The following is a 6,536-nucleotide window of genomic DNA, read 5'->3' as shown; positions in this document are numbered from 1 at the left end:
GGGTGCGCTACCAGGAGGTGGTGGACGACCTGCTGCTGATCGTCTTGGAGCTGGTGAGTAACGCGGTGACGCACGCCGCCGAGCTGTCGCAGTCGGGGGCCGGTCGGGCGGGGGGCGGCGGACGGGCCGGCCACCGCGCGCAGCCGGGAGGCGGGGGCGGCCCCGGCGGGGGCTCCGGCGGCCCCGGGGCCCCGGCCCGGGCCGGGGACGGCGGCTGCGGCCGCGCCGGTCGGCGGACGGCGTCTGGGCCCTGGCGGCTGGGTACGGATGCTCTGCTCCACCCGCCCAACGTACGGTCCGATCATCGCCACACTGTGTAATGGACCGTTCAGGTCCCGCCCCGTGTCTCCGGACGGAGTACTGATGTGATCGTCATCCAGGTGGGCTGACCTGCGCGGCCGCGCCCACGCACGGTGAGCACCGGATCCGCTCGCGGGTCCCGCGCGGGGGAACGACATGACCGATGTCACGTTCGAACGGCTCGATCACGTCCGGCTCGACGGCCTGGGGAACCGGCTGGAGTTCCCGGAGCCCCGGGCGGCGCCGACCGAGGAGTGAGGCAGCGCGGGGCCTGCCCGTAGACTTGGGGGTCGGCCCGTACGGTGCCGACCCAACTCCTCCAAGCCCACGGGACTGCGCTTCATGTCGCTCACGATCGGAATCGTCGGCCTGCCGAACGTCGGCAAGTCGACCCTGTTCAACGCCCTGACCAAGAACGACGTGCTGGCGGCCAACTACCCGTTCGCCACCATCGAGCCGAACGTCGGCGTGGTCGGTGTCCCGGACGAGCGGCTGACCAAGCTCGCCGAGATCTTCGGCTCCCAGCGCATCCTCCCGGCGACCGTCGACTTCGTCGACATCGCCGGCATCGTGCGCGGCGCCAGCGAGGGCGAGGGCCTGGGCAACAAGTTCCTCGCCAACATCCGCGAGTCGGACGCGATCTGCCAGGTCGTGCGCGCCTTCACCGACCCGGACGTGGTGCACGTGGACGGCAAGGTGTCGCCCAAGGACGACATCGAGACCATCCACACCGAGCTGATCCTGGCCGACCTCCAGACCATCGAGAAGGTCCTGCCGCGGCTCCAGAAGGAGGCGCGCCTCAAGAAGGACACCGCCCCCGTGCTGGCCGCCGCCGAGGCCGCGCAGGCGATCCTGGAGACCGGCAAGACCCTCTTCGAGGCCGGCTTCGACACCGCCCCGATCCGCGACCTCCACCTGCTGACCGCCAAGCCCTTCCTCTACGTCTTCAACGTGGACGAGGATGAGCTGGCCGACGAGGACTTCAAGAAGGCCCAGCGCGAGCTGGTCGCCCCGGCCGAGGCGATCTTCCTGAACGCCAAGATCGAGTCCGAGCTGATCGAGCTGGACGACGCCGAGGCGCTGGAGCTCCTCCAGTCCATGGGCCAGGACGAGCCCGGCCTCGCCACCCTCGCCCGGGTCGGCTTCGACACCCTCGGCCTGCAGACCTACCTGACGGCCGGCCCCAAGGAAGCCCGCGCCTGGACCATCAAGAAGGGCGCCACCGCCCCCGAGGCCGCCGGAGTCATCCACACCGACTTCCAGAAGGGCTTCATCAAGGCCGAGGTGATCTCCTTCGCCGACCTGGTCGAGACCGGCTCCATCGCCGACGCCCGCGCCAAGGGCAAGGCCCGCATCGAGGGCAAGGAGTACGTCATGCAGGACGGCGACGTCGTGGAGTTCCGCTTCAACGTCTAGTCGAACTGCGGAAAGGCCGCCTGACCTGCGACGGAGCGGGTTGGGCGGCCTTTCGGTCCGCAGGGAGTCCGCAACCCTGCCGCCTCAGGCCAACGCAACCGGCGCCGACTACGCCGCTTCGGCGTCCGGGAGGTCGCTGCGGTCCGCGCTGCCGTCGTCGGCGTACGCGCGGTCGACGGCGGCCCTGGTCCGCTCCTCGGAGTCGGGCCAGAGGTGGGTGTAGATGTTCAGCGTCATCGCGGCGTTGGTGTGCCCGAGCCGCTCGGAGACGGTCTTCACCGACTCGCCGTGCTTGATCAGCAGGCTCGCGTAGTGGTGCCGAAGCGCGTGCGGGCCGGTTCCCTTCGGTTTGCCGGCCCGCTGGCAGGCGGGCCGCCACGAGCCGTCCATGAAGCTGGTGTAGACGACCGGGCCGCCCTCGGGAGCAGTGAAGAGCCAGCCCTCGGGGCCAGAGACCGGGAAGTCCCGCAGGTGCGCGTGCAGGGCCTGGACGGCCACCTTCGGGAGGGGCGCGGTCCGGTACGACCGGGTGGTCTTCGGCGGGCCGACGTAGACGCCGTGCTTGGCCGTCTGCTGGATCTGCTGTTCCACGCTCATGGTGGCGTGCAGCAGGTCGACGTGCCGGAGCTGGAGCCCGAAGAGCTCGCCCGGCCGGAGTCCCGTGGCGGCACCCAGCAGGACAAGACCCCGGTAGCGGGCCGGGATCTCCGCCGACAGGCGTCGGACCTGTTCCACCGATAGGGGCACGACCCGCTTGCGGGGGACGGCAGGCAGCTTGGCGCCCTCGCAGGGGTTGTGCAGGATCATGCGGTCGCGGACCGCCGCGCGGAAGACCGCGTTGACCGTGTTGAAGACGGTTCGGGTGGTGCTGGCCGCGAGGCCGTGGGTGGTCGTCAGGTCGGTCACCCACTTCTGGACGTCGCCCGGCTTGATGGCGCCGAGCGCCCGCTTCTCCCAGGCCGGGTAGGCGTAGCAACGCAGGTGCTGTGCTACGGCCTTGGCGGTTGAGGGCCGGTGGGGCTGACGGGTACGCCACTCCTCGGCGTACTCCTTGAAGAGCTTCTTGGCGGACCTGGGGTCGACGTACTGGCCTGTGACCAGGCTGGCCGTGACCTCGTCGAGCCAGCGCTGGGCATCTATCTTCCGGTCGAAGTGGCGGGCGTGCTCCTTGCCGTCCAGGTCCCGGTACCGGGCCCGCCACTTGCCGTTCGGTCGCTTCTGGATGTTCGCCAAGTCGGCTCTCCTCTGTGTCAGTAGTAGCCGCCCGTCTCGATGTACTCGGTCAGGGCGCGGGCATCGCGTTCCTCGCCCATGAGGCGGACGCACTGTTCGTGGATGCCCTTGGAGCTGTCGGGGTGGGCTGCGATGTAGTCGATGGTGGCGACGACCGCGCGATGCAGGCGGTCCTGCGCTTCGCGGGTCTCGTAGAACGCTTCGACCGCCTCCTGGACGATCCGTCTTCCCTCGATGTCGACGCCCTCCAGCGGGGGCGACATCAGCTCCTCCAGCGGCAGCTCGAAGACGCGGGCGAAGCCGAGGGCTTCGTCCAGGGTGATCTTGCGGCGGGGGGTGCCGTTCTCGATGCGCCAGACCGCGGTCTGGTTCATCGGCACGCCGGCCTTGGTCATGCGGGCCGCCAGTTCGGTGGTGCTCCACCCTCTGACCTCGCGTTCCAGCCCGATGCGCGCTGCCGCGTTGCCTTCGCTGTACAGCAGCGGGGTCTCGCCCCCGCTGGTCTCCCTGGGCATGCCGCCTCCATCGCGTCTCGTTGCTATCCCGATTGAACCATGGTCTTTCCCGTTTGACTCGGCCGAGATTGCGCAGTACATCTGTGCGCACCGGAAAGAGATCTAGTCGAAAGGGAAAGTCTGATGGGTCGCTACCTCACCACCGCCGAAGTCGCCCAGCGCTACCGAACCGCCGAGAGCACCGTGCGCTACTGGCGGCACACCGGCTACGGCCCGCGCGGGGTGAAGGTCGGGCGGCGCGTTCTGTACCTGGAGTCCGAACTCGCCCGCTTCGACCAGGAACTGCACGAGCGGAGCGACGGCTGGGCGCTGGGCGCGTGACGCGCCGCTCGAATCCCGCAGCCAACTGGAAGGCCCCCGGCGCGCCAGCGCCGAGGGCCCGATGAACACCCCTACGCCTACAAGCCGTTCGAGCCGGTGGAGCAGGGCCTGCCAGCCCGCAGGCTCCACCAGGAGGAGTGCACGTTGAACCCTACGTCTCCCCAGTCCAGTGATGCACCCCTGAATGCGTCGTGGCCGCCAGTCGCGATACCGGGCCAACCGGATCGACGGCACGAGGCCGAGGTGTCTGCAGCCTGTGGACAGTCGGCAGCGGCGGCAGCACTGGCCGAGGCTGCCATCCCGGACGAGATCGACCTGATCCCTGACGCGGAGGCGTCGGAGGGCGCCGAGCTGCTGGCCCAGCTGAAGGCCCGGATCGCGCGGTTCGTGATCCTGCCCTCCGAGGAAGCGCTGGACGCCACCACGCTGTGGGTGGCGGCCACGCACCTGCAGAAGTCGTGGCAGCACGCCCCGCGTCTGGCGGTGGTCGGTCCGGCGAAGCGGTGCGGCAAGTCGCGGCTGCTGGATGTGCTCACCGAGACCGTCCATCAGGCGCTCCTGACGGTGAACTCGTCCCCAGCTGCCGTGTTCCGCTCGATCACCGAGGAGCCGCCGACCCTGCTGGTGGACGAGGCGGACACGATCTTCGGCAGTCCGAAGGTAGCGGAGAAGAACGAGGAGATGCGCGGCCTGTTGAATGCTGGGCACCAGCGCGACCGGTACGTGTTGCGGGTCGTCGGCAACGATCACACCCCGCGCCGATTCCATACCTTCGCCATGGCGGCCATCGCCGGCATCGGCGACCTCCCGGACACGATCATGGACCGCTCGATCGTGATCCGGATGCGACGGCGTGCCGAGGGCGAAACGGTCTCGCCGTACCGTTCTGAGCGCGACAGGCCCGGGTTTCACGAGATTCGGGACCGGATCGCCTGTTGGACCGCACCGCTCGCCGAACGGGCCTTGCGACTGGAGCCGAGCATGCCGGTGGAAGACCGGGCCGCCGACACCTGGGAGCCCCTGGTGATCGTTGCCGACCTGGCGGGTGGCCCCTGGCCCAGGCTCGCCCGGCAGGCGTGCAAGCGCATGGTAGACGCCGAGGTGCAGACCGAGGAGGACAACCCCGGGGGAGCCAAGATCCTTGCCGACATCCGGCGGACCTTCCACGCGGCCGGTGACCCCGACAGCATCACCACCGACCAGCTGTTGCTCGCCCTCAACGGCGACCATGAGGCGCCGTGGGCGGAGTGGGGCCGAGGTGGTCTGACCCCACGCGGTCTCGGCTCGATGCTGCGCGAGTTCGCCATCTCCTCCGGCAACGTTCGCATCGGCGACGGCACTCAGCGCAAGGGCTACATGCGCCACAAGTTCACCGACGCCTGGCGCCGCTACTGCCCTGCGGTCTACCCGACCACTCCGGCCAGCAGCGTGAGCTGAACGTCTCGCTCTGGCTGCCGTCCGTGCCGTCCCTGCCGTATCAACGCAGGTCGCGCCCCACGAGGCCAAGACGGCAAGCCGAACAGGACAGCCATCGGTCCGCCGCCGCACGGACCCGAGTGCGAGCGGCGGGCCGGGCCCGGGACGGAAAGCACACCCGTCTCGTGCCGTCCCAGCCGTCCCTGCCGTAAAAGCGCAGGTCAAAGGCCCTTCTGTCGGGACGGTTCGCCGTCCCAAGACGGAAGAGCTCCCATACCGGATTCCGTCGGCTGCGTCACGCCCGCCCCTTGACGTACCGCCCTGACCTGCGGATGCAACGGCAAGACGGCGAAGACGGAACTCCCGCGAACACCCCTCCATCGCAAGGACACGCCCCGCATGCCCACTACTCAGCCGGCCACCCACCCGACAGGCTCCAGCACCCTCGCCCGGACCACGATCACCCTCGTGATGACGATCACCGCCGGCCTCGCCTTTGCCTTCTCCTTCGGCAACGTCTGGGCCCTCGCCCTGCGCCTCGGCGTCCCGCACCCCGTTGCCCCGCTGATAGCCCCCATGGTTGACCTGTCTGTGCTTGGCCTCCTGGTCGCCCTGCACTATCTCTCCGCGACCGGCACGGATACTGCCCAACTGCGCTCCGCCACCAGCCTGATGCACTTCTGTGGTCTGCTCACCCTTGCCCTCAACACTGCTGAGCCGCTCCTTGCCGGGCACTACGGACGTGCGACCCTCGACTCCGTTGCGCCTCTGCTCCTCCTCGGATGGGGAGTTGTCGGCCCAGCCCTCCTTCGCCAGCTCAACACTCCATCTGCCTCCGCCACGGGGGTGGGCACGGCCGCGCATGCCCAGTTCGAGCTGGGCAATCCTTCCGCCGATAGTGGGGGCGACACTGAGCTGAATCGCGTGGAGGCTCCTGCATCGGCGACAGATTCCGAAGAGGCCCAGCCGCCCAGCAGCCCCAGCCGAGCCCCGTCCGCGCGCCAGGAGCCTGCCGTTCCTCGCAAGCGCACAGGCCGCAAGCCAGCAGCCACCATGGACGAACTGCTTGAGGTAGTTGGGCCCGCCGTTGCCGAGAGGGGCGCCACTCACGCAGTGATCAAGGACGCAGTGCGCAGTGCTGGCCTATCGATCAGCAACGATCGAGCCGGCAAGCTACTGGAGCTCGTGAAGGGCGAGAAGGCCGACCAGCCTGAGGTGGTTCGGGCGCACGCCGCCGTCGGCTGACCGTGCATCGACGCACCGCTCGCCCGGTTCCGAATTCGGAACCGGGCGGGCGGTGGGGCGATGGACCGACCCGTCGGTGCGGGACAACAC

General features: G+C 69.4%; 7 protein-coding genes. 4 read left to right on the top strand and 3 right to left on the bottom strand.

Annotated features, from left to right (window positions below; genetic code table 11):
- Positions 1 to 305, bottom strand: a 305-nt coding sequence (locus ABZW03_RS34915) for a hypothetical protein (RefSeq protein ID WP_355267626.1), incomplete at its 3' end; no start/stop codon positions are given.
- A gap of 337 nt (positions 306 to 642) precedes the next feature.
- On the opposite strand from ABZW03_RS34915, the gene ychF reads away from it, so the two are divergent.
- A complete protein-coding gene (ychF, locus tag ABZW03_RS34910; RefSeq protein WP_355267623.1) occupies positions 643 to 1,716 on the top strand; it encodes a redox-regulated ATPase YchF in 1,074 nt (357 codons plus the stop codon).
- A 108-nt stretch (positions 1,717 to 1,824) separates the two neighbouring features.
- Here ychF and ABZW03_RS34905 read toward each other — a convergent pair whose 3' ends face one another.
- Both ABZW03_RS34905 and ABZW03_RS34900 read right to left on the bottom strand, forming a co-directional pair.
- A complete protein-coding gene (locus ABZW03_RS34905) occupies positions 1,825 to 2,949 on the bottom strand; it encodes a tyrosine-type recombinase/integrase (protein ID WP_355267620.1) in 1,125 nt (374 codons plus the stop codon).
- A 17-nt stretch (positions 2,950 to 2,966) separates the two neighbouring features.
- The gene (locus ABZW03_RS34900; protein ID WP_355267617.1) at positions 2,967 to 3,464 is read right to left on the bottom strand and encodes a helix-turn-helix transcriptional regulator; all 498 of its coding nucleotides are present in this window, start codon (positions 3,462 to 3,464) and stop codon (positions 2,967 to 2,969) included.
- A gap of 123 nt (positions 3,465 to 3,587) precedes the next feature.
- Here ABZW03_RS34900 and ABZW03_RS34895 point away from each other — a divergent pair, with 123 nt between their 5' ends.
- The 3 genes from ABZW03_RS34895 to ABZW03_RS34885 all read left to right on the top strand — a co-directional run bounded on the left by ABZW03_RS34895 (position 3,588) and on the right by ABZW03_RS34885 (position 6,446).
- Positions 3,588 to 3,785 (top strand): helix-turn-helix domain-containing protein, encoded by a 198-nt coding sequence (locus ABZW03_RS34895; RefSeq protein WP_355267614.1) that lies wholly within the window; start codon positions 3,588 to 3,590, stop codon positions 3,783 to 3,785.
- Between the two features lie 144 nt (positions 3,786 to 3,929).
- A complete protein-coding gene (locus ABZW03_RS34890; protein WP_355267611.1) occupies positions 3,930 to 5,222 on the top strand; it encodes a DUF3631 domain-containing protein in 1,293 nt (430 codons plus the stop codon).
- A 450-nt stretch (positions 5,223 to 5,672) separates the two neighbouring features.
- Complete coding sequence (locus ABZW03_RS34885) at positions 5,673 to 6,446, top strand: DUF2637 domain-containing protein (RefSeq protein ID WP_355267629.1); 774 nt, start codon at positions 5,673 to 5,675, stop codon at positions 6,444 to 6,446.
- Positions 6,447 to 6,536: the final 90 nt, after the last annotated feature.

The sequence above is a fragment of the Kitasatospora sp. NPDC004799 genome, assembly GCF_040609095.1.
Taxonomy (GTDB): Bacteria; Actinomycetota; Actinomycetes; order Streptomycetales; family Streptomycetaceae; genus Kitasatospora.
The sequence above is the reverse complement of the archived record's forward strand: the minus strand, read 5'-3'. Positions and strand labels throughout refer to the sequence as shown.

Excerpts from the sequence above, each read along its gene's own strand:
- ychF (WP_355267623.1), top strand. The coding sequence starts at position 643 with ATGTCGCTCACGATCGGAATCGTCGGCCTGCCGAACGTCGGCAAGTCG.
- ABZW03_RS34900 (WP_355267617.1), bottom strand. The coding sequence starts at position 3,464 with ATGCCCAGGGAGACCAGCGGGGGCGAGACCCCGCTGCTGTACAGCGAA.
- ABZW03_RS34895 (WP_355267614.1), top strand. The coding sequence starts at position 3,588 with ATGGGTCGCTACCTCACCACCGCCGAAGTCGCCCAGCGCTACCGAACC.
- ABZW03_RS34885 (WP_355267629.1), top strand. The coding sequence starts at position 5,673 with ATGACGATCACCGCCGGCCTCGCCTTTGCCTTCTCCTTCGGCAACGTC.